General features: G+C 32.1%; 14 protein-coding genes and 1 other RNA gene. 8 read left to right on the top strand and 7 right to left on the bottom strand.

Annotation, left to right across the window (positions count from 1 at the left end; all coding sequences use genetic code 11):
• The first annotated feature begins 177 nt into the window (after window positions 1-177).
• The 4 genes from AC8GF4_RS09480 to AC8GF4_RS09495 all read left to right on the top strand — a co-directional run bounded on the left by AC8GF4_RS09480 (window position 178) and on the right by AC8GF4_RS09495 (window position 6482).
• Entirely contained in the window at window positions 178-2889 is a 2712-nt protein-coding gene (locus AC8GF4_RS09480) for a M16 family metallopeptidase (RefSeq protein ID WP_506594198.1), read from the top strand.
• A 267-nt stretch (window positions 2890-3156) separates the two neighbouring features.
• Complete coding sequence (gene fumC / locus AC8GF4_RS09485; RefSeq protein WP_506594200.1) at window positions 3157-4542, top strand: class II fumarate hydratase; 1386 nt, start codon at window positions 3157-3159, stop codon at window positions 4540-4542.
• Between the two features lie 256 nt (window positions 4543-4798).
• Complete coding sequence (locus AC8GF4_RS09490) at window positions 4799-5122, top strand: nucleotidyltransferase family protein (RefSeq protein WP_506594202.1); 324 nt, start codon at window positions 4799-4801, stop codon at window positions 5120-5122.
• Window positions 5123-5369: 247 nt separating this feature from the next.
• Window positions 5370-6482, top strand: coding sequence for a pyridoxal phosphate-dependent aminotransferase (locus AC8GF4_RS09495; RefSeq protein ID WP_506594204.1), 1113 nt, complete (start codon window positions 5370-5372; stop codon window positions 6480-6482).
• 238 nt (window positions 6483-6720) lie between these two features.
• Here AC8GF4_RS09495 and AC8GF4_RS09500 read toward each other — a convergent pair whose 3' ends face one another.
• Window positions 6721-7923: an NAD(P)-dependent oxidoreductase gene (locus AC8GF4_RS09500; RefSeq protein ID WP_506594206.1), complete on the bottom strand. Its 1203-nt coding sequence runs from the start codon at window positions 7921-7923 to the stop codon at window positions 6721-6723.
• Between the two features lie 242 nt (window positions 7924-8165).
• Here AC8GF4_RS09500 and AC8GF4_RS09505 point away from each other — a divergent pair, with 242 nt between their 5' ends.
• Window positions 8166-9374: a serine hydrolase domain-containing protein gene (locus AC8GF4_RS09505; RefSeq protein ID WP_506594208.1), complete on the top strand. Its 1209-nt coding sequence runs from the start codon at window positions 8166-8168 to the stop codon at window positions 9372-9374.
• Window positions 9375-9699: 325 nt separating this feature from the next.
• Here the strand turns inward: AC8GF4_RS09505 and AC8GF4_RS09510 are convergent, their stop codons facing one another.
• A complete protein-coding gene (locus AC8GF4_RS09510) occupies window positions 9700-11778 on the bottom strand; it encodes a GEVED domain-containing protein (protein WP_506594210.1) in 2079 nt (692 codons plus the stop codon).
• A 475-nt stretch (window positions 11779-12253) separates the two neighbouring features.
• On the opposite strand from AC8GF4_RS09510, the gene ssrA reads away from it, so the two are divergent.
• Window positions 12254-12650: a transfer-messenger RNA gene (gene ssrA, locus AC8GF4_RS09515) on the top strand.
• Window positions 12651-12963: 313 nt separating this feature from the next.
• Window positions 12964-15333, top strand: coding sequence for a GAF domain-containing protein (locus tag AC8GF4_RS09520; RefSeq protein ID WP_506594212.1), 2370 nt, complete (start codon window positions 12964-12966; stop codon window positions 15331-15333).
• Here the strand turns inward: AC8GF4_RS09520 and AC8GF4_RS09525 are convergent.
• Window positions 15330-16502, bottom strand: coding sequence for a Pycsar system effector family protein (locus AC8GF4_RS09525; protein ID WP_506594213.1), 1173 nt, complete (start codon window positions 16500-16502; stop codon window positions 15330-15332). The genes AC8GF4_RS09520 and AC8GF4_RS09525 overlap by 4 nt on opposite strands.
• Before the next feature lie 340 nt (window positions 16503-16842).
• Here AC8GF4_RS09525 and AC8GF4_RS09530 point away from each other — a divergent pair, with 340 nt between their 5' ends.
• Window positions 16843-20577, top strand: a complete 3735-nt coding sequence (locus AC8GF4_RS09530) for a metallophosphoesterase (RefSeq protein ID WP_506594215.1) — start codon at window positions 16843-16845, stop codon at window positions 20575-20577.
• On the opposite strand, the gene AC8GF4_RS09535 is transcribed toward AC8GF4_RS09530, so the two are convergent.
• The 4 genes from AC8GF4_RS09535 to AC8GF4_RS09550 all read right to left on the bottom strand — a co-directional run bounded on the left by AC8GF4_RS09535 (window position 20560) and on the right by AC8GF4_RS09550 (window position 26842).
• Entirely contained in the window at window positions 20560-21438 is an 879-nt protein-coding gene (locus AC8GF4_RS09535; RefSeq protein ID WP_506594217.1) for a YjiK family protein, read from the bottom strand. The two genes, AC8GF4_RS09530 and AC8GF4_RS09535, sit on opposite strands and share 18 nt — an antisense overlap.
• 615 nt (window positions 21439-22053) lie before the next feature.
• Window positions 22054-22455 (bottom strand): c-type cytochrome, encoded by a 402-nt coding sequence (locus tag AC8GF4_RS09540; protein ID WP_506594219.1) that lies wholly within the window; start codon window positions 22453-22455, stop codon window positions 22054-22056.
• Window positions 22456-22592: 137 nt separating this feature from the next.
• Window positions 22593-24482, bottom strand: a complete 1890-nt coding sequence (locus tag AC8GF4_RS09545; RefSeq protein ID WP_506594221.1) for a M1 family metallopeptidase — start codon at window positions 24480-24482, stop codon at window positions 22593-22595.
• A gap of 779 nt (window positions 24483-25261) precedes the next feature.
• Complete coding sequence (locus tag AC8GF4_RS09550; RefSeq protein ID WP_506594223.1) at window positions 25262-26842, bottom strand: NADP-dependent glyceraldehyde-3-phosphate dehydrogenase; 1581 nt, start codon at window positions 26840-26842, stop codon at window positions 25262-25264.
• Window positions 26843-26863: the final 21 nt, after the last annotated feature.

Raw genomic sequence — 26863 nt, forward strand, 5'->3', positions numbered from 1 at the left:
TCATACTATTAAAATATATTTAGAATCTATAAATAAGAAACATTTTATAAAATTAAAACAATAGCATAAAAAAGTACGAAAAATTTCTTAAAATTTTCAAAACAAAAGAATATCGTTTCATAAAATAATATATTTTTACAATATTAACTTACAATAAATAAAAACATAAACAAAAAAATGAAAAAAATTCTTCTAGCTTTTTCTTTAGTTACCGCCTTGGCAGCTAATACTTATGCCCAAGAAGCTACATTTGTCACTTCGGTCGAAGGGATAAAAGAGTATAGCTTGGCCAATGGGATGAAAATTTTATTAATTCCTGATGCATCACAATCGAATGTTGTAGTGAATATTGTATATGGAGTAGGTTCTCGCCACGAAGGATATGGAGAATCAGGAATGGCACATTTACTGGAACACATGTTATTCAAACGTTCATCTAAATTTACCGATATCAAAAAAACAATAGCTGATAAAGGAGCTCAAGCCAACGGTACTACTTATTATGACCGTACCAATTATTATGAAATTTTACCTGCAACTGATGAAAACCTAAAATGGGCATTGGAAATGGAAGCTGATAGAATGATGACCTCCGCTATACTTCAATCCGATTTGGATACGGAATTCAGTGTGGTTCGAAATGAGTTTGAAATTGGAGAAAATTACCCTTCTGGAGTTTTAAACGAACGTATACTTTCTACTGCTTATTTGTGGCATAATTATGGAAAATCAACTATCGGAAGCAAAGAAGATATTGAAAGAGTTCCTGCAAGTCGTTTAAAATTATTTTATCAGAAATATTACCAACCCAACAATTCAACACTTGTAATTGGAGGTAAATTTGATGAGAAAAAAACACTTTCTTGGATCAAAGATTACTTTGCGGCTATTCCAAAATCAAAAACTCCAATTGAACAAACCTACACTGTTGAGCCTCCTCAAGATGGAGAACGTTTTGTAGAATTAAAAAGAAACGGGGATATTCAATATATAGCGATGGCGTATCACTCTCCAAGTTATTCAGATAAGGAATATGCTGCCAATAATGCTTTAATTTCAATTTTGACCAATAATCCATCTGGAGTATTATACAAAACATTAGTTGAAACCAAACTAGCAACTAGTGTTTATGGTTATACTGGTACATTAAAAGATCCAGGAATTAGTTATTTTGCTTGTGAAATTGCCAAAGACAAAGACATCAATACCGTTCAAAAACCATTTTTGGATGCTATGAATGCAGTTCCTCAAATGACTTTTACAGAAGACGATTTGAAACGTGCCAAAAATGAATTATTAAAACAATTCGAAAATACGTACAACAAAACTATCAATTTATCGATAGCTATAACAGAATGTATTGGAGCAGGAGACTGGCGTTTGTTCTTTTTGGACAGAGACAATATTGAAAAATTAACGGTTGCTGACATTCAAAACGCAGCCAAAAAATACTATTTACAAAGCAATAGAACTTGGGGACGTTTTATTCCAGAAACAACTAGCGAAAGAACAAAAGTAAGCGACACTAAGGATATTGCAGCACTTGTTTCGGGTTACAAAGGAAAAGCAATGGAAGCCAACACTGCAACTTTTGAAACCTCGGTTGCCAATATTGTAAAATCTACTGAAGAAGGAAAATTAGCCTCTGGTGGTAAATATGCTTTATTGGAAAAACCTTCTAAAGGCGATAAGATTGAAGCAAGAATGATTTTGAGAATGGGAGATGAGAAGTCATTAAGCCAAAAATCAATGATTTCCAATTTAACAGCTAGCATGCTGAAATTAGGAACCAAAACCAGAAGCAAAAAAGACATCAATGATCAACTAGACCAATACAAAATTAATCTAAGTTTAGGTGGATCAGTAGATGGTTTATTTGTGAGAGTTAGTACAGACAAAGCCAACTTAAGCAATGCCTTAAACTTGGTGCAAGATATTTTGAGAAATCCTTCGTTTGACGCAGCTGAATTTGAAAAATTAAAACTGGAAACCAAAAGCGGACTAGAGGCCAATCAAAATGATCCACAATTTGTAGCCAATGAAGAAATAACAAAAATCACTTCATTGTATTCAAAAACACACCCGTATTACTCGGAAACAACTGCAGAGAGTTTGATTACTTTAAACAAAATTACGCTTGAAGATGTAAAAAATTATTACGCTACTTTTTACGGAGGATCAAATAGCATCTCTTCATTCGTAGGTGGTATAGACAAACCGATTATTTTAAAATTCTTAAACAGTACTTTTGATAATTGGAAATCAAAAACAGACTACAAAAGAATTCCAACTCAATATTTTGATGTTAAATCGGGAGACAAAACTATTCAGATTAATGACAAAACCAATGCTGCTTTGTTTGGTAAAATTAACTTGAATGTTGGTGAAAAAAGCCCAGACTATCCAGCTATTGAAATGGCAAACGAATTACTAGGTGGAGGCGCATTCTTGTCGTCTAGAATTCCACAACGTTTGCGTGAAACGGAAGGTTTAAGCTATGGTGCTGGATCTTATATTCAAGCAAATGCTATTGACCCAACTACAGAATGGGGATTGTATGCTTTTTACAACCCTACAATGAAAGAGAAATTACTTGCTGCATTGAATGAAGAAATACAAAAAGCAATTGCCAAAGGATTTACAAAAGAAGAATTTGACAATTCATTGAAATCTTGGCTACAAGGCAGACAAACTATGCTTGGAACAGATGAATTTTTGGTTCGTGAATTAAGAGAAAATATGGATTTGGGGAAAACTTTCAAAGACTACGAAGATTTTGAAAACAAAGTAAAAAGCTTAGATGTTCAAAAAGTAAACGCCGCATTGGTTAAATATTTTGATCCAAAAAAATTAGTGATTGTAAATGCAGGTGATTTTGTAAAAAAGTAGTTTTTTTTGAGTTGCTAAGAATCTAGGATTCTAAGCTACTAAGATAAAACTCAGTTTTGAATAATTAAATAGAGTTCAAATTTTTAAAAGGTATTGAGAAATCAATACCTTTTTTTGTTTCCATAAATAAATTTTTCAAGTAAAAAAGAAGTAATTTTAACCTATTTATTTGATTTAAAGTAATTCAAAATAAAAATTAAAGTAAACTAGATTATCCTCATAATACTTTAAAAGATATTTCTCTTTAAGAAACCTAAAAATCAACAAATGAACTATAGAATCGAAAAAGACACTATGGGGGAAGTCCAAGTTCCTCTTGATAAATATTGGGGTGCACAAACAGAACGCTCCAGAAACAATTTCAAGATTGGGATACCTGCATCCATGCCAAAAGCAATTATTGAAGGTTTTGCCTATCTCAAAAAAGCGGCTGCTTACACCAATTGCGAACTGGGTTTTTTGTCTGTTGAAAAACGAGATTACATTGCCTTGGTGTGCGATGAAATTCTTTCGGGACAACTTGCTGACGAATTTCCACTTGTAATTTGGCAAACTGGTTCAGGTACACAAAGTAACATGAATGTCAATGAAGTCATTGCTAATCGTGCTCAAGTACTGAAAAGATTAAGCATTACAGAAGATGAGCCTTTTATCAAAGCCAACGATGATGTCAACAAATCGCAATCGTCCAATGATACTTTTCCAACAGCTATGCATATTGCGGCTTTTAAAATTGTAGTTGAAAATACGATACCAAATGTTGAAAAATTAAGAGACACACTTCAAGAAAAAGCAATAGCATTTCAATCTGTAGTCAAAATAGGTCGCACTCATTTGATGGATGCCACTCCGCTTACTTTGAGTCAGGAGATTTCGGGTTATGTTGCACAATTAAATTATGGCCTGAAAGCAATAAAAAACACATTGGAACATTTATCCCAAATCGCCTTGGGTGGAACGGCAGTAGGTACCGGATTGAATGCGCCAAAAGGATATGACACAAAAGTTGCCGAATATATTGCACAATTTACTGGGCACCCTTTTGTAACAGCACCCAATAAATTTGAAGCTTTGGCAGCTCATGATGCTATAGTAGAAACACATGGTGCATTGAAACAATTGGCTGTTTCATTAAATAAAATTGCCAACGACATCCGAATGCTTGCCTCAGGACCACGGTCTGGAATCGGAGAACTTTTAATTCCAGAAAACGAACCTGGCTCCTCTATTATGCCAGGAAAAGTTAATCCAACTCAATGCGAAGCGCTTACTATGGTTTGTGCTCAAGTAATGGGAAATGATGTTGCCATTACCATTGGAGGAATGCAAGGACATTATGAATTAAATGTCTTTAAACCCATGATGGCGGCCAACTTCCTGCAATCGGCTGAGTTGTTGGGAGACGCTTGTCATTCATTCGATATACATTGCGCTCAAGGGATTCAACCCAACTACAATCGAATTAAGGAATTGGTCAATAATTCCTTGATGCTTGTTACCGCATTGAATACCAAAATTGGATATTATAAGTCGGCCAAAATAGCTCAAACTGCACATAAAAACGGAACAACTCTCAAAGAAGAAGCCGTTCGATTGGGTTATGTAACTCCTGAAGAATTTGACGCATGGGTAAAACCGGAGGAGATGGTTTAGAGGGCAGATTTTAGATTTTAGAATATAGATTTTAGAATAGAGAATAAAGAATGAGAATAGAGAGAGAAGTGAAAATAGACATTTTGGAAGATCGCAAAGCTATTGTGTAATCACAGCTCGCTCGTTTTCCTTGAAGCTCAAGCTTACACGTTAGTGGCAGGATCTAGTTAGCAGAAATACGCCCAAAATTGCGGAAATTCAGAATATAGTATACCTCTAAATTTGTTTTTATTACTTTTATAAAAAAATAGATAAAATGAATTTAATTGAAAGTCATACAAAAGATATTTTAAATTTATGTAAATCACATAAAGTAAAATCATTATATGCTTTTGGTTCCGTTTTAACTGATAAATTTAATTCAGAAAGCGACATTGATTTAATCGTCGATTTCCAACAATTGGATGTTCTCGATTATGGAGATAATTATTATGATTTGAAATTTTCATTAGAAAATATTTTTAACCGAAGTGTTGATTTACTTGAAGAAAAAGCAATAAAAAATCCTTTTTTTAGAAAAACTATAAATCAAAAAAAACAATTGATTTATGCACAATACTATTGTATGACTATCCGTTAAGCAGACCATGATTGATTTTTTTGACACAGATTTCACAAATTTGCACAAATTAATCTGTGGAAATTTGTGAAATCTGTGTCAAATAAGCGCATTTAAGTTTTTACATTTATTTAACAATTCGTGTAATAATCTTATTGGTATTAGTAGCGGACAGTCATATAATATTAATACACACTACAAGCAATTTTAACACTCAACGGTTGTAACAAACTATTTTATTTAAAGACTACTTAAAGAAATAGAAAATATGGAACCGAACAGAAGACTTTGGCTGAAAAAAATTGGAATTGGAGTTGCTGGTATTGGACTTACAAACTTCAATTCATTTGCTTCTCCTCTTGTATCAGAAAATTTAATTGATAGTTTTGAAGATAATGCTAACTTAATTTTTTTACGATCAAATGAAAACCCTTATGGTCCATCTCTATTAGCAAGGAAAGCATTTGTGGACAACGCGAATATTAGTAACCGATATAATTGGGATATTGCAACACAACTTATTTCTGACCTTGCAAAAAAAAATAGTGTTAAAGACGAAAACATTTTGTTAGGAGCTGGTTCAACTGAAATTTTAGATTTGGTTGCAAAATTTGTGTCATTAAAGAAAGGAAATTATGTAATTGCAGACCCAAGCTATGATTATTGGACAGTTTCATTAGATAATTTAGGTTTAACGAAAAATAAAGTACCTCTTACAACAGACAAGAAAATTAATTTGAAAGCTATGTTGCAAGCTGTAAACCAAGATACTAAACTTGTTTATATCTGTAATCCAAACAACCCAACCGGAACAGTTTGTGAGAGAGAAGCATTAGTAGAATTTATAGCCAAAATTTCACAAAATACAATTGTATTAATTGATGAGGCATATTTGGACTTCACTAAACAGCAATCGCTAAGCAATATTGTAAATGACCACAAGAATATTATTATAGCCAAAACATTTTCCAAAATGTATGGATTAGCTGGAGCAAGGATTGGGTATGCGATTGCGGATAAAACTATAATTGATAATTTAGCAAATTTGCAATCCAATACAAATAATAGCGTAAGTGTATTATCAAAACTTGCTGCAATAGCTTCGTTGAAAGATGAGAAATTTGTTTCAAATTGTTACTCGTTAAATGAAAATATAAGACAATATACTATCAGCGAACTCAAAAAATTAAATTGTGAGTGCATTTCATCTAATACAAACTTTATCTATTTTTCACTTGCAAATTACAACAAGGATTTTTTCAAGCAATTAGAAGATAATAATATTGAAGGGGGAAGAATATATGAAGAGCAAGGTAAATGGACAAGGATTACAGTGGGTAAAATGGACGAAATGAAAAAATTTATTAAAGCAATACAATAAAAAACTGCCACCAACAAAATCTACAGAAATAGCGTGAAAAATACAACAGCATTAAGGGAAAGAGCTGAATAAGTGTTCCCATAAATGGTCTCTTTTCCTTACTGGTGGCTAGCCCAAACGACCTTTAGCGAACCGACTAAGTAAATGGTTTTGAAAATAGCTATATACTAAGAAACCTGTAAATTTATACGTTTACAGGTTTCTGTTTTATAATTCAATTTTTGGAGTTTATCCTACTTTATTTCCCGTCAACATAATCTTGTAAATAGCTAAAACGCTCGGTAAGTTTTCCGTTTTCGGTCATTTTGGCTCTCTGAAGGATTCCGTCTTTGTCACCATTGAAAAAAGCGGGAAGCACATATTCTGAAAACATTTCTCCAAAACCTTCACTCGCATCTTTTGGTAATTCGCACGGTAAATTGTCTACTGCCATAACCACAATTGCGGCGGGATGAAAAACATCTACCTCTTTATTTTCGCTTGGCAAATAGCCGTACAAAGGCTCTGCAATTGCAGAAGCTCTTAAAGTACATGCTATTGGGCCATTTACATCGCAAGAAACATCGGCGACTACTTTTATAGTACAGTCATTGGCTTGAAGCATTTCGCGTGTCAAAATTGCAGGTGCATCATTTCCATAAAAATGTCCTGCAATATAGACATCAGACACTTTTGTAAAACGTTCAAAATCGGAAATATATTCGGTTGGATTCTGATGAAAATCTGTAAAATCTATAACTTGACCGTCCTTTCTTTTATTATAATCTAATACATCAATCTGTGTATAAACAGGCTGTGTATAGTTTTTGGTCAAATAATTTTCTACTGAAACTTCTTTGATCTTCATGGCATCCAAAATTTCTTTGGCTCCATTCCCAACTTTTCCAGTTCCAGTAACTACAATTTTTAATGGAGGTAAAACCTGTCTTTTCAAATGTGTAATCAAGGCATCTTTTCCAGAAAGGGTTTCGGCTTTAGGGATTTTAAACAACTCGAATTTTATTCCAAACGCACGAAAAGCATTGTAAGCACCTACAATTCCAGCATAACGACCAAAACCAATTAATCTTCTATAATGAGAGTCAACAATAGTTTCGTGATCATACAATTCAATATTTTTTTCTAGAATGGCTTGTAACAGTTTTCTATTATAAGGTTGTTTCTTTATAGTATGCGAAAAAAAGAAATAGGCTTTGTTTGGAATTAAACTGTCAGTAGGAACTTCTTTTACCCCAAAAAGAACATCGCAATCACTTATATCATTGACCACTTCAATACCCATATTTTGATATTGACTATCTGTAAAAATACGAATATCAGAGCTTTCTACTTTTACAGTAGCACCATGATACAACTGCTTTACTTTGGCCAACTCATCTGGAGAGAAAACAACTCTTCTATCTGGTGGGTTCTTTCTTTCTTTTATGATTCCGAACTTCATATTATGGTTTTATATGTATTATTATAACTATATCTGTTTTATTTGTTACAAATATAACAAAACAAAACAAATTACTTTCTTTTTATAAAAAAAATTGCAAATCGAATTTCATAAAATAGTGATGATTAAAGAACTATAAAAAATAACTTTTTAAATACATTACAAAACAGGTGTTAATATTAAAAAAAAACAAAAACAAAACCGTGGGAATCTATATATTTGCTTTTTAAGTACCTCGAAAAATGATTTTTATAAAAAAGGCAAATATACTACATTTACTCCTACTATTAGTAATGGTTGGTTCATGCAAAAATGAAACAAAAGAAACTACAAAACCAGAAATAAAAGATGCTGATCTTCCAAAGAGCATTTTACCCAAAATGAAGCCTTTGGTAAACGAAAATCCAAAACTTACTGCCCCTTATATTTCAGAAAAGAAAAAGGAAATAGATTCTTTTTATAATAAGAACTGGCCTAATAACAGCATGAATGGAGGATTTTTGGTTGCAAAAAACGGTCAAATTATTTATGAAAAATATGAAGGATATTCCAACTTAAGAGATAAAACTCCTATTACAAGTTCTACCCCTATACATATTGCCTCTGTTAGTAAAGTTCTTACTGCAACCGCAGTTTTAAAATTGGTGAATGCCAAAAGAATAGATTTGGATCAAAAAGTTACTGATTTTTTACCCGAATTTCCGTATCCTGAAGTAACAATCAGAATGCTATTGAGTCATAGAAGTGGGATGCGCAGTTATGCTTATTTTACTGATCGTGACAAAAATGTATGGGACAGGCACAATACATTAACCAATCAAGATATTTTGACCATAATGGGGACAAAAAATATTGGTTTGGAACAAAAAACAGGCACTCGATTTGCTTATTGCAATACCAATTATGCCATGTTGGCTTTGATTATCGAAAAAGTAACTAAGCTATCCTACCGTGAAGCCATGAGTCAAATCATTTTCAAACCATTGGGGATGTCAAATACTTTTGTATTGGATTTTGATAAAGACAAACATAATGTAGCGCCATCTTATAAAGCTAACAAAGTTGAAATTGGCATCGATTACTTGGATAAAGTGTATGGCGACAAAAATATTTACTCCACACCAAGAGATTTATTAAAATTTGATAGAGCAAGAAATTCGCCTTCCTTTTTAGAACCCGAATTATTGGCTCAAGTTTATATTGGATATAGTAACGAACGAAAAGGAACTAAAAATTATGGCCTCGGTATTCGCATGATCAATTGGGATACTGGAAAAAATTTCTATTTCCACAATGGTTGGTGGCATGGTTTTACTTCTTCCTACATTCAATTGAAAGATGAGAATGTTACTATAATTGCTTTGTCCAATAAATTTACAAGAAGTACTTATGCGGTTCGAAAACTATCGGTTTTATTTGGAAATTATCCGTTTAAAGTAGCAGATGAGTAAACTAAAATTTCAGATTGAAGATTTTTGAGGCTTATTTTTTTGGTTCTAACACGAATTGAGTGGGTGAAAATTTTGACACGAATTTCACAAATTGGCACAAATTATATTCAATTCTAAAATAGAATTACACTAATTTTATCAACATCACTAATTTGTGAAATTAAAACAGATGTTTTTTCGTGTAAATTTGTGCAATTTGTGTCTGCTTTTATTTAAAATCCTTTACTAATTTCCTGAAAGCTGAAATTACAAAATATCAAAACCCTCCAAAAAGTATATTTTGGAGGGTTTCTTTTTATTAGAATCTTGTGTAAGAAAAAATCAATTAATTGGCAATAATTAGTTTAGTTGTAGAAACCTCATTGGATTTTATCACTTTTATAATATATTGACCATTTCTTAATCCAGCAGTATTGTTTCTGATTCTGTTTTCGCCAGCAGTAGCATCAATTACAAAAGATTTCTCTTCTCTACCTTGAATGTTAAACACTTTTACGGTTACTTTTTCATTTATATCACTACTAAACGAGATATTAAAATCTTCTCTAGCAGGATTCGGATATATTCCGATTTTAGCTGGGAGTGTTTTAACTTCATCATTTGTATCGACAAGAATTTTACTCGATTGAGGAGCCATTTTTGCAGTAGCTGCAATATTCAAAGTATAATCTTCAGTTTCTCCATAATTATAGGTTCCACAAGGAGAAGTAATAGAGTTATAACTTACGATAACCCGCATTCTAACTGAACCAACAACTGCTGAGGAAGGCACTGTAATACTTGGGGATAATGTTGCGCTACTAAAATTAGAATACACTTCTTCTCCAGCATCGGTAAATAATCCATTGTTGTTGTAATCAATATATACTTTCCAATATAATTTTCTCGATGCGCTAAAACCTGGTGTTAAAGTTAATGTTTTGGCAATCCCTTTGGTAACTGCAGTAGATTGTGCACTAAAATCGGCATAACCACCATTGGCACTACTGAAATTATTTATGGTACCAAAGACTACTTTCGAAATCCATTCACTTGACGAACTATTCCCTTTGGAGGCACAATAGCTTACAACATTCCCTCCAGTTGTAGTAAATGTGGTTGTCCCAGCAGCAGAAGCGCCAGAAGTACAATTTCCAACAATTTCAACATTGTAAGCAGTTCCTAAAGTAAGTCCTGAAAGCGCTACCGAAGTAGCAGTTGTATTGGATAATGTTGTCCAAGTTGTTGCAGCAACCGTTTTGTAACGAACGGTATAACTTGTGGCAGTTGTTGCTGCCCAAGAAACAGTTGCCCCCGTATTTGTAATTGCACTTGTAGTTATTCCAGAAGGAGTTGCACAAGAAGTTGCACTAGGCGGAGTCCCTCCAAGAGTTTCGGTCAAAGTCCCGTTAACTACTTTAATATTTCCCCATGAAATTCCCGTTCCCGAGGTTGTTATCCAGTTATTCAAATCAAAAGTATTTGAACCTGCTGTATTTCCAGGTATTTTAACAATTTTAACCCCTATTCCAGCATTATTCCAAGTCAAAGGAGTACCTGATAATACAGTCTCCGGCGTAGAATTCGATTCCATTTGGTAGAAATAAGCAAAACTCGCCGTAGTAGGAGCAAAAACACGTGCAATTCCATTTTGATCGATACAAACTGCCGTTTTTTCAAATACTCCAATTCCTTTTGCATTTAATCCAGCCCCTAAATCTTTCCACATTCTAGAAATAAAAGTAGTTTGGCGTCCTCTTCGATCTGGATTGTCATAATGGGTATCTGTAATCGTATTTGCTAAAATAGGAGAATTCACAAAATCATTGACACCAATAGTAACTCCTGTATTATAAGGGTTCGCTAAAGCTAGAGCAGAGGTGACGCTAGAATTGGCTGCACTGTAATAGAATTTCCCTAAAATAGCACAACCTGCGCTTGTACCACCAACAGGAACTTTTTTTGTATTAATCAAATAATTGATAGCATCTTCTACAGGAGTATCTTTCCAATAGGATACATAGGTTGCTTGATCTCCACCTGAAATGAATAGAGCCTCTGCATTTCTAATTTTTGTTGCAATTGCTGCAATACTTGCTTTGGCTCTTGTATCAATGATTATTGTTTCGACAGAGTTAACTGGAACACCTAGTTCTGTGTACATATAAGAATTGTATCCATCAGTACCGGCTGATCTCAAGACAACTACATCACCTCCACCTGCTTTTTGAAACATCCATTTAATGGCATCATCATTATCCGTTCCGCCTCCCATCAAACACATACCTTGAGTTGTTGTCGTAGAAACATCAGTTGCACTCCCTACTTTCCAACTTGTATACGTTTGTGCTTGAAGACTTATTCCGAAACAAAAAACAAAAAAAGCCCGAAACAAATCATTTTTAGTAAAATATTTTTTCTTCATAGTATTGAGGTTTTGGTTAAATTATTTTTACAATATTAAGGATTAAAAAATGAATATGATTTTTTTATCATAAATTTACAGTCAAAATTATTATTTTTATTATAAATATAAAAAATACCGACGAAATACACAGAAAATTGTATTATAAACAAAATTAACATTTTTTTAATAATAAAATAACAATTGAATTTTGACTCTATTTTTTACAAAAACCCTTTATACACAAATAATTAATTATTTTTAAGGTATTTAAAAATAATTTAAAACTAAAAACAACCTAAAAAAATCAAAACATAAAACAATCAAAATTAATTTATAGAAAAATAGGACACTTTTGTAATCTTAACAATACCTATTAATTTTTAAAAGGATTTTACATTTTGTTTTTATTTAAGTAATATAAGGAGTACCTTTGTGCGAAGTTGATTTTGACAAAGAATATCATATTTTTTGCTTAAAATAAACATTAATAATTGGGGTCGACTGGTTTTGACAGCAAGTCGAATTGGAAAGTAAGCACGTCGAGAACTGGGACAATTCTCGTAAATAAAAGGTCTCAAACATTTTACACGGCGAAGGAAACTACGCTCTTGCTGCATAATCTGAATTATAGTAAGATTAGCCTCGTCCTACCAGGTAGGAAAGCAGGATTCATCTCGAAAGCTTTGGTTTATAGCGGTCGATAAAGATGAATCGTAAATTTAAACCTAGATTTCCATGAGCTTCGGGTGGATTTCGAAACTAAAGAAGATAAGCAAAGAGTGGTTGTTTCTGACCTAACTCCAAGTCGAAAATCTATTCAGGAAATAAGCGTGTAGAAAGCTCTTTAGTTGCTTGTTTGGACCCGGGTTCGATTCCCGGCGATTCCACTTTAAGGGATGATTGTAAAATCATCCCTTTTTTTTCACATACAACAAAATCATTTACAATAAGTTGTAATCCGAACCCATTTACTATTAATAAATGTTCAATTAATCGTTTCAAAATTTTGAACGTTATAACAACAAGTAAAGTTTACCTGTCAAAAGTCTCCTTTGTAATTTTATTTTTAAACAACTATTTCAAAATGAGTATATTTTTCTATCTCATTATTTCGAAATAAAAAAAAGTCTATATCATTAGAATAAAAAAAAGAAAAGTACAATCCTTTATTTGTAATTTTACTATCCTATTTAATGATTGATTATGAGTAATAAAACATTTACAGAGAGTCCGTTTAAAATTCTAATTTCTTTTCATAAATTGATTGATAATTTAGAGAAAATTGCTCAAACCGATGTAGATTACCGCTCTAATTATGCCAAAGCATTATTAAAAGAAATTGAACCTATCTCTGAATTTAGAGACGGAATTGAAGATTTAAGCTTGATTAAGCAACATGAAAAGTTAATTCACAATCTACTTGCTGACTTATTTCCGACTGCACTAACACACAATGAGATTAAAGCAATTAGTATTCCATTTCAGAATGTAACATTTAATTATACCGAAAGATTTAAAAAAATTATTCAGAATGCAGGAACTGCATTCAAAATGGAGATACGTGATTTTAACAAGGATCAATTTTATATCTTTAATTGCATATTAATACTGAATGCTTATTATGAACAGCATTTCGACTTCCATACCCCTTTATTTTATGATATCCCAAACGCAAATGGTGTTATAGAGCATTATAAAATTCTGTATAATGCTGATTTTATTGAAGTTATACCTACCCAAAATGCACCTGAACTTTCCCAAGACGATATCGTTCTATTAATGAATAATTATGATAATATCGCTTTATGGAAAGAGCTATTCCCGAATGAAAGTTGGATTTTAAAAGGTTTTGGCATAATCAGTCTAATAGATGTAACTAGAGAAAATGCTATATCCAATTTAAAAAGTAATCTTTTAAAATCTGAAAAATCAGAAAAAAAATTGAGTATCAGTTTTGAATCTATATTTAGATCCATTTTTAAAATTCCTGATTTAAGAATTGGATTTATCATTTACAACGAAGAAGAAGAAAAATTTACAAATCCACCACATGAAGAGAAAGAGATGAAAAGTTTTATCTTGAATAATCTCGAAGAGATGGATTGTAAAAATACTATTTATGGCTGTTCATTAGACACTATTTTAGAAGAGAAAAAACCAATAATAATCTCCGATGTTAAACAATTCTCTGAAATACCCGGAAATGAAAGACTTTCTCAGCAATTAGCACTACAGGATATTCAGAGTTGTATTTTTGCACCAGTAATAAAACACAATACAATTCTCGGAATTATTGAATTGGTTTCTGCAAAACCAAAGGAGCTCAATACTATAAATGCCACAAAACTTGATTTGATTTTACCTTACTTAATTGACACCCTGGAACGCTATAAAACTGATATGCAGCACCATATCGAAGCCATTATTCAAAAAGAATACACAGCCATTCATTCAAGTGTATACTGGAAATTTAGAAGAGAAGCACTCAAATATTATCAAACCAGTAACCCAAATAAAGATTATATTTTTAAAGAAATTATATTCAAAGATGTCTATCCTCTTTATGGACAAATTGATATTAAAGGTTCTTCTGAACACAGAAATCAGACTGTAAAAGAAGATTTAAAAAATCAATTAACCTCATTAATAAAACTTTTTGAAGGGCAAAAAACAAATGATAGTTTCGTTTTGCTTGAACAATGTATATTCGAATTACAAACTTTTGACAAAGAACTAGAATTACCATTGAAAGCAGATACAGAACAACAAATTCAGAATTATATTGAATCTGAAATTCATCCTATCTTAAGAAATACTAAAATGGATATCGAGAGTGAAATAGTGAGACAAAACTATTTTGAAAGTTTGGACGAAAAATCGGGAATGTTCTATCATTCAAGGAAGAAATTTGACAATACAATGTCGATAATTAACAAAAAACTTGCTGCAATATTGGATAAAAAACAAATTGAAGCTCAACTTATCTATCCGCATTATTACGAACGCTTTAAAACTGATGGCGTAGAACACAACTTATATATTGGAGCGTCAATTGCACCAACAAAACCATTTGACAACCTTTATTTGCATAATTTAAGATTGTGGCAACTACAAACTTTATGCGAAATGGAGATAGAACATCACCAACTCAAAGCTACTTTGCCATATCAATTGGATGTGACTTCTTTAATCTTGGTGTTTAGTTCCTCGATTTCTATCCGATTTCGAATGGATGAAAAAAGATTTGATGTTGACGGAGCCTATAATGCCCGTTATGAAGTAGTTAAAAAACGCATTGACAAAGCTAATATCAAAGGGACCAAAGAGCGAATTACTCAAAAAGAAAAAATTACGATTGTTTACTCTCACAATGCTGAAGAAAATGAATATTTGAAGTATATCAAATACCTGCAATACAAAAATTTATTAGAACCAAACATTGAGCAATTTGAAATTGAAGATTTACAAGGTGTATCTGGTTTAAGAGCCTTAAGAGTAAAAGTAATTAATAACAATCTGAAAAGTAGTGCTCCAAACAATACCTATCAAGATTTATTAAACGAACAAAATTAAGCGCCTACTGTTTTAAAAGCGAATACAAAAGCAATTACAGATAATACAATTCCAATCATAAAAATAGTATAGGCAATTCGTAATAATCGGTATTTTTTCTCCAAAACAATTCCCAAATAATACAAATCCTTTATCATAGAATTATACAAATATTCCCTGTCTTTCATCATCTCGTTCATGGCCCATTGATACTCTATCAAAGGCATTTTGTAAAAATTTCCAAAGAAAAGAAGATTCACTTTTTTATCTTCAATATCTTTTTTTGTAAAAACTCCCTTGGTTACTTTTGGTCTTGTCGAAAGAATGGCAAAAATAATAGTTATTACACTGGACATCAACATAATAAAAGTAGGAACAACCAAATGTACATTTTTGGGACTGTCTAATTTAGGAATCAAGGTAGAAAGCGCTATCGAAATAATAATAGCATTTACGGAGAGTAAAATATTTGCCTTACTATCAGCAATGCCACTCAATCGGGTATGATTCCCTAAAGTAACCCGAAACAATGTGTCAATACCGCGATCTGGTTTTTCTTCCTTCTCTTTTCTTTTATTGCTCTTACCTAGTTCTTCATTCATTTTTTTAATTTTTTTTCGAAGTCGTTTTATATTTTTTTCTTTTAATGGTTGCCAATGTTCTATTGCATAAGGTGTATAAAATTGATGAACCTTTGACAAAAAAAATTCGTTTTCTACGGCCCATTCCATATCACTAAATACTTTACAATCAATTTCTTCCCATTCTTTTCTCAAGCCTTCACATTCAAAAATATAATCAGCTTTCAAGATATGATAAAAGTCTGCATCCTTTATTATTTTTTCTAAAAGTGTTTGGGGTGTATATTCCTTACTAGTAGCTTTAATTAAGCTGGAAACATTTGAGATATACGCTTCTGATTTATCCTTTAGCTTTAAAAAATCGGTTGCAATTTTGGCACTAAATTCTTCATGATTTTCACAACTCTTTGTATATCCTGTATCGTGAAACCAAGCAGCGTTGAGTAGAATTTCTTTTTCAGAAGGAGATACTTTTTCTTCATCACACAAAACAGTAACGGCATTCACAACACCAATTGTGTGATCCAAATTATGATAGGTATACACATTGGATAATTTACCATTGATTAAATCGGTAACAAAATCCTGAACCTGATTTACAAGTGTCATACATTAATTTTTATCCGACTAAATTAAGAAATTGTTTTTTGAAATACATTTTATATCCAATAATAAAAAATCTAATCCTTATAATTATTTTTAAAGCAATAGCTTTTTTTATTTAATAGTATAATATCATAATCAATTCTCTTTAAGTACATTTACTAAACATTATTTAAAAATAATAAAAAAAACAGCCGTTTATTTTAAGTTTAAACACCAAAAACTTAATTAACATTCAGGAAAGTTTCTCAAAAAGAAAAGAATATTGAAATTATAAAATCATATACGTTAAGTACTACGTTATATTTGATAAAAAGTAAATCATAAAAATATTTAATAAAGAATCATGATATTGTTTTTAAAAAAATATTCTCTAAAAAGACGTGCAAAAAATATTCACTATATTTTTTTGGTACTACTACTACAATCTTGTGCTACACATCATGTACAGTATGGAAAAAAAATAGAAAATCATGACATCCCAAACGAGACAGATTCCTCCAAAATAGCCCATACCTTTTTCTTGATTGGCGATGCTGGAAATGCTGACAAAGAAAAAGTAATGCAATCATTTTCTTTAATCCAAAAAAGACTAGAGAATTCTAATAAAAAAAGCACCCTTTTATTTCTAGGTGATAATATTTATCCCAAAGGATTTCCTCAAAATGAATTACCAATTGAACAGGCTTTAGCAGAAACCAAACTTACAAATCAACTAGAATTAGCCGAAAATTTCAAAGGAAGAACCATTTTTATCCCAGGCAATCATGATTGGTATAGTGGAATTGCAGGCTTAGAAAGACAGGCTAAATTTGTAACCAAGTATCTCGATGATAAAAAAGCATTTTTACCTCAAAACAATTGTGGCTTAGAAGAATTAAAAATAGACAAAAACATTACATTAATCACGATTGATAGCCAATGGTTTTTGGAAGATTGGAACAAGTATCCCACTATAAATGACAATTGCAACATTAAAACACGAGAGCATTTTTTTGATGAACTAGCAAGTGTCTTAAATAAAAATCAAGACAAAACAGTAATCCTTGCATTGCACCACCCTTTAATGACCAATGGTTCCCATGGTGGTCAATATGCATTTGAAAAAGAGCTTTTCCCATTGGAACAAAAAATTCCGCTTCCCTTTATTGGTTCTGCTATCAATTTAATCCGAAAAACGTCTGGTATCAATCCGCAGGATATACAAAATAAAGTTTATAACAATTTTGCAAAACGGGTAAAAACACTTTTGCAAAATCAAAGAAATGTCATTGTGGTTTCGGGCCACGATCATAATTTACAATATCTGTACAAAAACAATATTAGACAAATCATAAGTGGAGCTGGTTCAAAATCTCAAGCCGCTAAAGCAATAAACCCAAGTGATTTTTCATATGGAGGAAATGGATATGTTACATTAACGCTTTATAAAAATGGTGAGACTAAAGTATGTTTTTATGGCATTGAAGACCAAAAAGAAAAAATGCTTTTGGAACAAACCATTATAAAAATTCGAGATACTGTAGCTCCAACCAATTTGCAGACAAAGTTTGATGCAACCACAACAACATCCATTTACTCTAATGAAATGACCCGAAAAAGTATTTTTCATAAATTCCTTTTTGGTCAGCATTATCGAAAATATTATAGCCTACCAATTGAAGCAAAAACAGCTACTTTAGATACTCTTTTTGGAGGAGTTAGCCCCAAAAGAGAAGGTGGTGGTCACCAATCCAAATCATTACGTCTTGTAGATTCAAATGGAAAAGAATACGTGATGCGTGCGCTCAAAAAAAGCACTTCTCGTTTTCTACAATCTGTAGTATTCAAAGATCAGAATGTTTCAAAACAATTTGATGACACTTTTGCAGAAGGATTTTTGTTTGATTTTTATACAACCTCCCATCCTTATACCCCACTGGCTGTTGGAAATCTGGCCGACAAAATTGGTATATCACACACCAATCCCCTTTTGTATTACATTCCAAAAGAATCTATTTTAAAAGGCTTCAATTATAATTTTGGCAATGAACTTTATCTAGTAGAAGAACAGTTGACAGGGAATCAAAAGGACATCAAAAGCTTTGGAAAACCATTAGATATTATCAGTACGGATGATGTAATGAAAAATTTGCATAAAGATGAAAAATACTCCATTGATGAACCCGAGTATATTAAAGCCCGTTTATTTGATATGCTTATTGGCGATTGGGATCGACATAGTGATCAATGGCGTTGGGGTGAATACAAAGAGGATGCAAAAATAGTCTACAAACCTATTCCTAGAGATAGAGATCAAGCCTTTACCAAATATGATGGAGCGCTATTATCATTGTTAATGAACATGCCAGCATTGCGTCATATGCAAAGCTTTAAAGAGGATATTCGAAATGTAAAATGGTTGAACCGTGAACCTTACCCACAGGATATTGCTTTTTTAAAAACTGCTGACGAAAAAGAATGGATTACACAGGCCAAATACATTCAAGAACATCTTTCGGATGCTGATATTGATGCCGCCTTTATCACTTTACCTAAAGAAGTTCAGGATGAAACAATTGAAGATATTAAACGTAAATTAAAAATACGAAAAACCAAACTTCAAATTTATGCCAAAGAATATTATCGAGTTTTACAAAAAACGGTTTTGATTGTCGGTACAGACAAAAAAGATAAATTTGTAATCACACGTGCTTCAAAAAACAGTACTGAAATAGCAATTTATAGACTCAAAAAAGAAGGTGATGAATTGCTTTATACCAAAAAATTCACTTCAGATAAAACCAAAAACATATGGGTTTATGGCTTAGATGATGATGATGTATTTGAAGTAAAAGGTGATAATAATTCTGTTATAAAGATTCGATTGATTGGTGGGCAAAATAAAGACACGTATTTTGTTGAAAATGGTAAAAGAATAAAAATATATGATTTTAAAACAAAACCGAACAACTTTACTTTGGATTCTAAAACCAAAACATTTTTGACAGATGATTACGAATCCAATTTATACAATTATGAAAAGGTAAAATACAATGCTTTATCAGGATTACCATTCGGAGGATATAATCCAGATGATGGCGTAAAATTAGGAATTATTGTAAATTTCACTGTTAACAAATTCAATCAATATCCATATACGCAAAAACACATTTTAAAAGCTAATTATTTATTTGCAACCAGTGGTTATGAGTTTATATACAATGGTTATTTTCCAAAGACGATAGGCAAATGGGATTTCGATTTAGAATCAAAATTTACGAGTCCTAACTTTACCATTAATTATTTTGGATATGGAAATGAAACCATAAATAATGACGACCTAAATGGTATGGATTACAATCGTGTCCGCCTAAGAACGCTAAAAGCATCTCCATCGATCAAAAAAGTAGGACGCTATGGAAGTGAAATAAATATTGCGGCACATTTTGAAAAAATAAAAGTCGAAGAAACTACCGATCGATACATCAATATCCCGGGTGTTGTGAACTCAAATGTATTTAATAATCAACAATTTATTGGAGCAGCAATTAGATATAGTTTTGAAAATTACGACCTTCCTTCTCTTCCTACTATGGGATTTGGATTTTCAGTAATTGGAAGTTGGAAAATGAATGTTCAAGACACAAAAACAAATTTTCCAACATTAGATGCAAAGATTAATTTCAATCATAAAATTGATGCTAATGGTTTGTTTGTTTTGGCCACTATTCTAAAATCAAAAGTGCTATTCAATAATAATTTCGAGTTTTATCAAGGTGCAACATTAGGAGGTGATTATGATTTAAGAGGATTTAGAAACGAACGATTCTTAGGAAAAGCCTCTTTCTACCAAAGCACAGATTTACGCTGGAATATCGGTAAAATAAAAAAAAGTATCCTACCAATGTCGTACGGAATTCTTGGCGGTTTTGATTACGGAAGAGTTTGGCTCGATGGCGAAGAGTCTAATAAATGGCATCAATCTGTTGGAGGCGGAATATGGATTAATGGACTCAATGTAATAACAGGAAGAATTACCTACTTTAAAAGCACTGATGATCGTGCTAGAGTCACTTTTGGTTTAGGGTATGGTTTTTAGTGTTGAAAGACTCACCTCATATACATTTCCACCTATTTTTTTTGACTTTTCGTCTGCTATAATCAATGTTTCATTGTTCTTAAAACAAATTGCTTCTTTTTGGGAAAAATGATTTAATTCGCAGGTAGTTTGAGATCCTTTTAAAAAATCATCATTTTTGAAATTGGTTAGAAATACAATCTTATCATGAGTTAAAAGAGCTATTTTGGAGGCGTCTGGACTAATAGTTGCACTCGTAACTGCACAATGATTATAGTTGTCACAGGTTTTAAATTTCCCCATTAAAACAGCTTGATGGAAACCTGCTTTATTTGGAATTTTATATACCAAAACAGTACCGTCAAATCCTTTACTTCGATTTTTGGTAAAGAGATAAAAATTACTTTTATATTCAAAAAAACCTTCAACATCGAAGAACAATTTAGTCTTTTTGGGGGGGAATTCTTTTTGATCGGGATATGAAAACGAAATTTTATAAGCTGGCAAAACATTGGTCTGGTTCAATGAACTTTGATTGATTTTATAAATGCATAAATCTTTTCGAACATTGTTATTATTGCCAAAATCACCAATATATAAATTTCCTTCTAAATCTTTTGTGATATCCTCCCAATCAATATTAGAGGTGTTTTCTATGGTTATCGTTTTACTAATAGAACCATCTTGGGTATTTAATCCATAAATTTTATTAAAATTACCACTATCTTCCAAAGTCCAAAATAAATTATCCTTTTCTGAATATACAATTCCAGAAACCTCATTTAATTTTTTGGGCAAACTATACAGTTGAGTAATTGTTTCAGAACCATTCTGACACGCTAACAAAACAAAAGCAATCGCAATAGAAATAAAATTTCTCATAAATTCACCATATAGTTAAAAAATAGAATATTCTTATCGAACAAATTCGCTCATTCACTACAAAGATAAAGGATACTGTTGTACGATGCACTTTAAAATTAGACACTAATTTATTATCCTTTATTTTTTATTCGATTAGTGCTATAAAAAATAGGATTTTGTCGAATCCCTTTTTTAAAAATATAAGTTATATAATTTTAAGTTTGACTAAAATCAAGTAAAACCAATAGTTCATTGAACAAAGTCACATAGCCTCATAAACAACGTTTTTAACTTATACTCCTTTTAATCAATAATTCAACAAACTAATTTTCCTTGACTTAAACCCAGAATCCGCATTAGACTTCGTCACGAAACTGAATTATTCAATAAAAGCATGAGCTCACGGACTATTTTTGAAAATGTAATACTTTTGTATTTTGAATTTAAAAATAGGAGTAAGTTCTTGGTTTTGAAGAAGAATTCAGATGCAATAGATTTCTAATGCGGAATCTGGGTTAAATGACTTTTAAGCTCAAAATACATACATTAACTTATAATAAATATCAAAAAAACCGTTATTACTCCAATATGAAGTTATAACGGTTTTTTTATCAAAAATCTTTATTTGAAGACTTATTTTTTTTCTAATTCTCTAATGTAGTTAACCAACTTCCAACGTTGATCATCGGTCAAGAGCTCAAAGTAAGTAGCCATAGGCGCTTTACCATTTGTAATTTTCCAAAAAATTGCTCCATCCGATTGGGATTTTACATTTAATGCCAAGAAATTTGCAGGGTGAGGTTGCAAAGTTAAACCCGCTTCACCATTTCCTTGCCCCTTCAATCCATGACATAACACACACATTTGATTATACATCTCCTTCCCGTCATTTGTTGCCTTCGAATTTCCTACAAAAGGGTTCTTTAACGAATTAGAATATTCTGGTGCAACCCAACTAATCTCTTGTGCAATACTCTTTGTTCCTGTTACTATTAATAATGCTAGTACTATTAAAAATTCAAATTTTACTTTCATGGCAGTGATAAATTAAATTATACATCAAATTTAAGAAAACGTTATAGTATTAAAACTGATATTTATCATAAATTAAATCTTTTTTACACAAAAGTCAAAATATTTTAATTATTATACTAATTGTTAAATAATATCACTTAATACTGATTATTCCATATATTATCCAACGAATTTGCATCCAAAAAGATACCATTTTCAAGCAATATCGATTTTATATTTTTATTCTGTTTCAAAGTAATTACGGTGTTTTTTGGGTTGACTTCCCAAATTGAAGGATTTTGATGTAATGTCTCTTTCGAACCGTCTTTGTACACTACAACGACATCAAAAGGTATGGCAAAACCTCCTACATTTGTAATTGAAACATTTGTTTTTGAATGGAGTTCTTCTACTTTATCAATCGCCAAATCGATATGATTATTAGTAAAAAACCAATTGTTGAAAAACCAATTTAAGTTTTTCCCAGTACTCGTATTTACTGAATTGAAGTAATCCCAAGGAATTGGATGTTTTCCATTCCAATTTTCCATATAAAAGTGCAATGATTTTTTGAATTGTTCATCACCCAGCATATCTTTTAAAGCCAAATAAGAAAGTGAGGCTTTACCGTAAGAATTATTTCCATAACCTGCATCCGAAACTTGGGTTGACATTGAAATAATAGGCTGATCCTCTTCGGTTGATTTGTCGTTTATATAATTGTTAACTCTAAATTTTTTATAAAAATCATCAGCTGCTTCTTTGCCATGTTCGGCTATTCCAATTAGATATTCCAAAGTTGTAGCCCATCCCTCATCCATAAATGCATATCGAGTTTCATTTATACCCATATAAAAAGGGAAATAGGTATGTGCTATTTCATGATCTTGTACCAATTGAGCAAAAGTTGCATCTCCCATTTGAGAATCGTTGACCATCATTGGGTATTCCATATCGGCAAATCCTTGAAAAGCAGTCATTTTAGAATATGGATAAGGGATTCCAGGCCAATTATTGGAGAACCAAGCCAAGGCGTAGTTGTTATTTTTAACCGAATTAATAAAATCGGTTCCTTTTACATCATAAGCTGCTTGTGTACTGGCACGTCGATTGTTTTTTGTATCAACAATCACACTTCCTGCATCCCATAAATAATGATTGCTAAGTGCAAAACATACATCTGTTATGTTTTTGGCTTGAAACTTCCAGCTGTTCCATTCTTTTTGTTGCGTTACTTTTCCGTCTTTCAATTCCTGTTCATTTGCAATATGCAGTACCTCATCTGTTGTGTATGATTTTTTTAATCTAGAGGCAAATTCAGGTTGCAAAACTTCATCAGGATTTAATAAATCTCCTGTTCCATAAACCACATAATTTTTTGGTGCTTTTACCGTATAATTATAATCATTAAAATCATTGTAAAACTCTTGACGATCGGTATGAGGCAATCTATCCCACCAATTATAATCGTCAAAAACAGATACTCTAGGATAGCTATAAGCTACATAAAAAGTAGTTTCGTCTATTTGCCCTTCTCTTCCACTTTCTTTCGACAATGGATAGTTCCATTCTATTTCTAGAGTCGCTTTCGATTTTGGTACCAAAGGATTTTTCATCTTTACATTACCTACTGTTCCCCATTTTCGTGCATCCTCTTTGTACACTTCTCCATTTATTTTTAGAGAAGTAATCGTTAATCCATTCGATAAGAAATCTTCACTTACACTTCCTCCTCTAGGAGAAGATGGTTTATGCAAATTATTTACAAAACGAATTACCATATTTCTTAAAGTATCATTACTATTGTTTTCATATACTATAGTTTCTATCCCACTTACTATTTTTGTAGCTGGATCAACAGTAATATCCATTGTGTATTTTCCGTGATTTTGCCAGTATTTTATTCCTGGTCTTCCATCCATGGACCGAGTTCCTTTTGCATAAGCTTCTTTAATATTTCTGGGCATATAAAGCTCTTGCGCAATAGTATTTTGTACAAATAGTACTATAGATAAAACAAAGGTTTTTAAAAGAATTGATTTTTTCATTTTTGGTTTGATTGGTGAATAATTATTATAAGTCTCACCCTACTTAAATTTGTAACAAAAATTAAGTATTAATTCAAATAAAAAGAATAGTTCCTAACTAGGAAAAAATTAAAAATTATAAAAGGCATGTATAAGAAAACGAATTATAAAATACAAAATCGTACCTATTAAAGCCAAAGCAATGCCTAAGCTTATTAAATTAATGACTATATTGGGAATAAATTTCAGCCTGGAATGCACATAAAAAGGTTCACGATGCAAATGCTCGTGTATTTTTTTGGCGGCAATTTTTATTTTCTTTTTTATAATGTTATAGTTTTAAAATAAAACTCTAATTTAAACCATAAAAGCTACACTTTAAAAAAAATAAGATTTTTTTAGCAAAAAATCACTAATCCTCTGGGTAATACCAAACCCAAAAATAAATTAACCCAAATACTTTTCTGGTTTGAAGTTTTTCTCCCAAGGGCAATAGGGTTAAGCTTTTTTCTCGCTAAGGCGCTAAGGTCGGACGAATCACTTTGCGCCTTTGCGTCTTTGCGAGAGTTTTAATTTAAAATATATGCGAGAATTTCTGACGCTTATTAATGTATAAGCTTTTGCATAAGAAAAGCTTGTTGGACTAATATATTTTTGTAACTGGAATAACTTTAACACTTTTTAGAATCAAAACATTCAGAATCAAAAGTTCGTATGTTTATAAGAGCTAGTCACATTCCTCCAAAAAAAAACCGCCTCATTCCAAGAGATGAGACGGTTCTGAATTGTGAATTAAACCCCTATAAAATATAATCAGTATTGATGAAATTTGACTCCTTGCTGTTTAACAATTCTTGTAATATTTCATTGTTATAAGCATTGTCTTTGGATGCTACAAAAGTCCTGATAGAGAACGAACGCAAGGCATCATGAATACTTAAAGTTCCAAAAGCAGAATCTTTTCTTCCTGTAAAAGGAAAAACATCAGGTCCTCTTTGGCAAGAACTATTCAAGTTTACTCTACAAACCAAATTCACCAAAGTATCAATAAGTGGTGCAATAGTTTTGATGTTTTTTCCAAACAAACTCACTTGCTGTCCGTAATTTGATTCGGCCATATCGTTCAGTGGTTCTTGGATATCTTTGAATGTCAAAACAGGAACTACTGGTCCAAATTGCTCTTCATGGTATACTCTCATTTCTTTGTTAATAGGAAATAAAATCGCTGGAAATATAAAATTATCCGAATGCTCCCCTCCTTTTGCATTAATTACTTTGGCTCCTTTGCTGGTAGCATCATCAATCAATTCCTGAATATAAGCCGGTTTTTCGGTTTCTGGAAGCGGTGTCAAAGAAACACCTTTTTCCCATGGATTTCCGAAAGCAAGAGCATCTACTTTTTCAGCAAAACGTTTGTTGAATTCAGCGGCTATATTTTCGTGAACATATATAATTTTAAGCGCCGTACATCTTTGACCATTAAACGATAATGTTCCTGCAATACATTCTTGGATTGTCAAATCCAAATCGGCATCTGGTAAAATAATTGCTGGATTTTTAGCTTCCAATCCAAGCACCAAACGCAATCTGTTTTTGTTTGGGTGTTGATCTTGCAATGCAATAGCCGATTTACTGTTTCCAATCAACGCCAAAATATCGACTTTTCCTGACTTCATTATTGGCGAAGCGATTTCACGTCCTCTTCCATACACAATGCTGATTACTCCTTTTGGGAAACTGCTTCTAAAAGCTTCCAACAATGGAGAAATTAACAGCACACCGTGTTTTGCAGGTTTGAAAATTACAGGATTCCCCATAATCAAGGCTGGAATAAGTAAAGTAAACGTTTCATTCAACGGATAATTGTAAGGTCCAAGACACAAAACTACACCAATTGGTCCTCTGCGCACCATTGCATTTATCCCTTGCACTTTAGAAAAATGCGCCGAACGGCTATTCAATTCTTTATAGCTTTCGATAGTATCAATAATATACTCTACTGTTCTGTCAAATTCTTTTTCGGAATCACCCAATGTTTTTCCAATTTCCCACATCAAAAGTTTGACTACTTCGGTGCGGGTTTCTTTCATTTGGGCTACAAACTTTTCCATACACTTAATACGATCAACTACTTTCATTGTTGGCCATAACCCTTGTCCGTTGTTAAAAGCAGCCTTTGCCGATTCAGCTACTTCAAGCGCTTCGGTTTCTCCCATAAACGGAATAGATCCTAATAAAGTTGGAGCATAATTTTCTGTAGAAGAAATTGTAGAATAAACTTCAGTGGTTTTTCCAGTCCATTTTTTCAATTTACCATTGACCAAATAAGTATCTTGAACAAGCGGTGCGGTAATTTGAAATTCTTGAGGTATTGTATTCATTCTTTGGTTATTTTGGTTATT

It is taken from the genome of Flavobacterium rarum (SeqCode) (genome assembly GCF_965234445.1).
GTDB classification, from domain to species: Bacteria; Bacteroidota; Bacteroidia; order Flavobacteriales; family Flavobacteriaceae; genus Flavobacterium; species Flavobacterium rarum.

Coding starts and splice junctions, on each gene's coding strand:
- AC8GF4_RS09495 (WP_506594204.1), top strand. CDS start 5,370: ATGGAACCGAACAGAAGACTTTGGCTGAAAAAAATTGGAATTGGAGTT.
- fumC (WP_506594200.1), top strand. CDS start 3,157: ATGAACTATAGAATCGAAAAAGACACTATGGGGGAAGTCCAAGTTCCT.
- AC8GF4_RS09540 (WP_506594219.1), bottom strand. CDS start 22,455: ATGAAAGTAAAATTTGAATTTTTAATAGTACTAGCATTATTAATAGTA.
- AC8GF4_RS09525 (WP_506594213.1), bottom strand. CDS start 16,502: ATGACACTTGTAAATCAGGTTCAGGATTTTGTTACCGATTTAATCAAT.
- AC8GF4_RS09520 (WP_506594212.1), top strand. CDS start 12,964: ATGAGTAATAAAACATTTACAGAGAGTCCGTTTAAAATTCTAATTTCT.
- AC8GF4_RS09500 (WP_506594206.1), bottom strand. CDS start 7,923: ATGAAGTTCGGAATCATAAAAGAAAGAAAGAACCCACCAGATAGAAGA.
- AC8GF4_RS09545 (WP_506594221.1), bottom strand. CDS start 24,482: ATGAAAAAATCAATTCTTTTAAAAACCTTTGTTTTATCTATAGTACTA.
- AC8GF4_RS09530 (WP_506594215.1), top strand. CDS start 16,843: ATGATATTGTTTTTAAAAAAATATTCTCTAAAAAGACGTGCAAAAAAT.
- AC8GF4_RS09550 (WP_506594223.1), bottom strand. CDS start 26,842: ATGAATACAATACCTCAAGAATTTCAAATTACCGCACCGCTTGTTCAA.
- AC8GF4_RS09480 (WP_506594198.1), top strand. CDS start 178: ATGAAAAAAATTCTTCTAGCTTTTTCTTTAGTTACCGCCTTGGCAGCT.
- AC8GF4_RS09535 (WP_506594217.1), bottom strand. CDS start 21,438: ATGAGAAATTTTATTTCTATTGCGATTGCTTTTGTTTTGTTAGCGTGT.
- AC8GF4_RS09490 (WP_506594202.1), top strand. CDS start 4,799: ATGAATTTAATTGAAAGTCATACAAAAGATATTTTAAATTTATGTAAA.
- AC8GF4_RS09510 (WP_506594210.1), bottom strand. CDS start 11,778: ATGAAGAAAAAATATTTTACTAAAAATGATTTGTTTCGGGCTTTTTTT.
- AC8GF4_RS09505 (WP_506594208.1), top strand. CDS start 8,166: ATGATTTTTATAAAAAAGGCAAATATACTACATTTACTCCTACTATTA.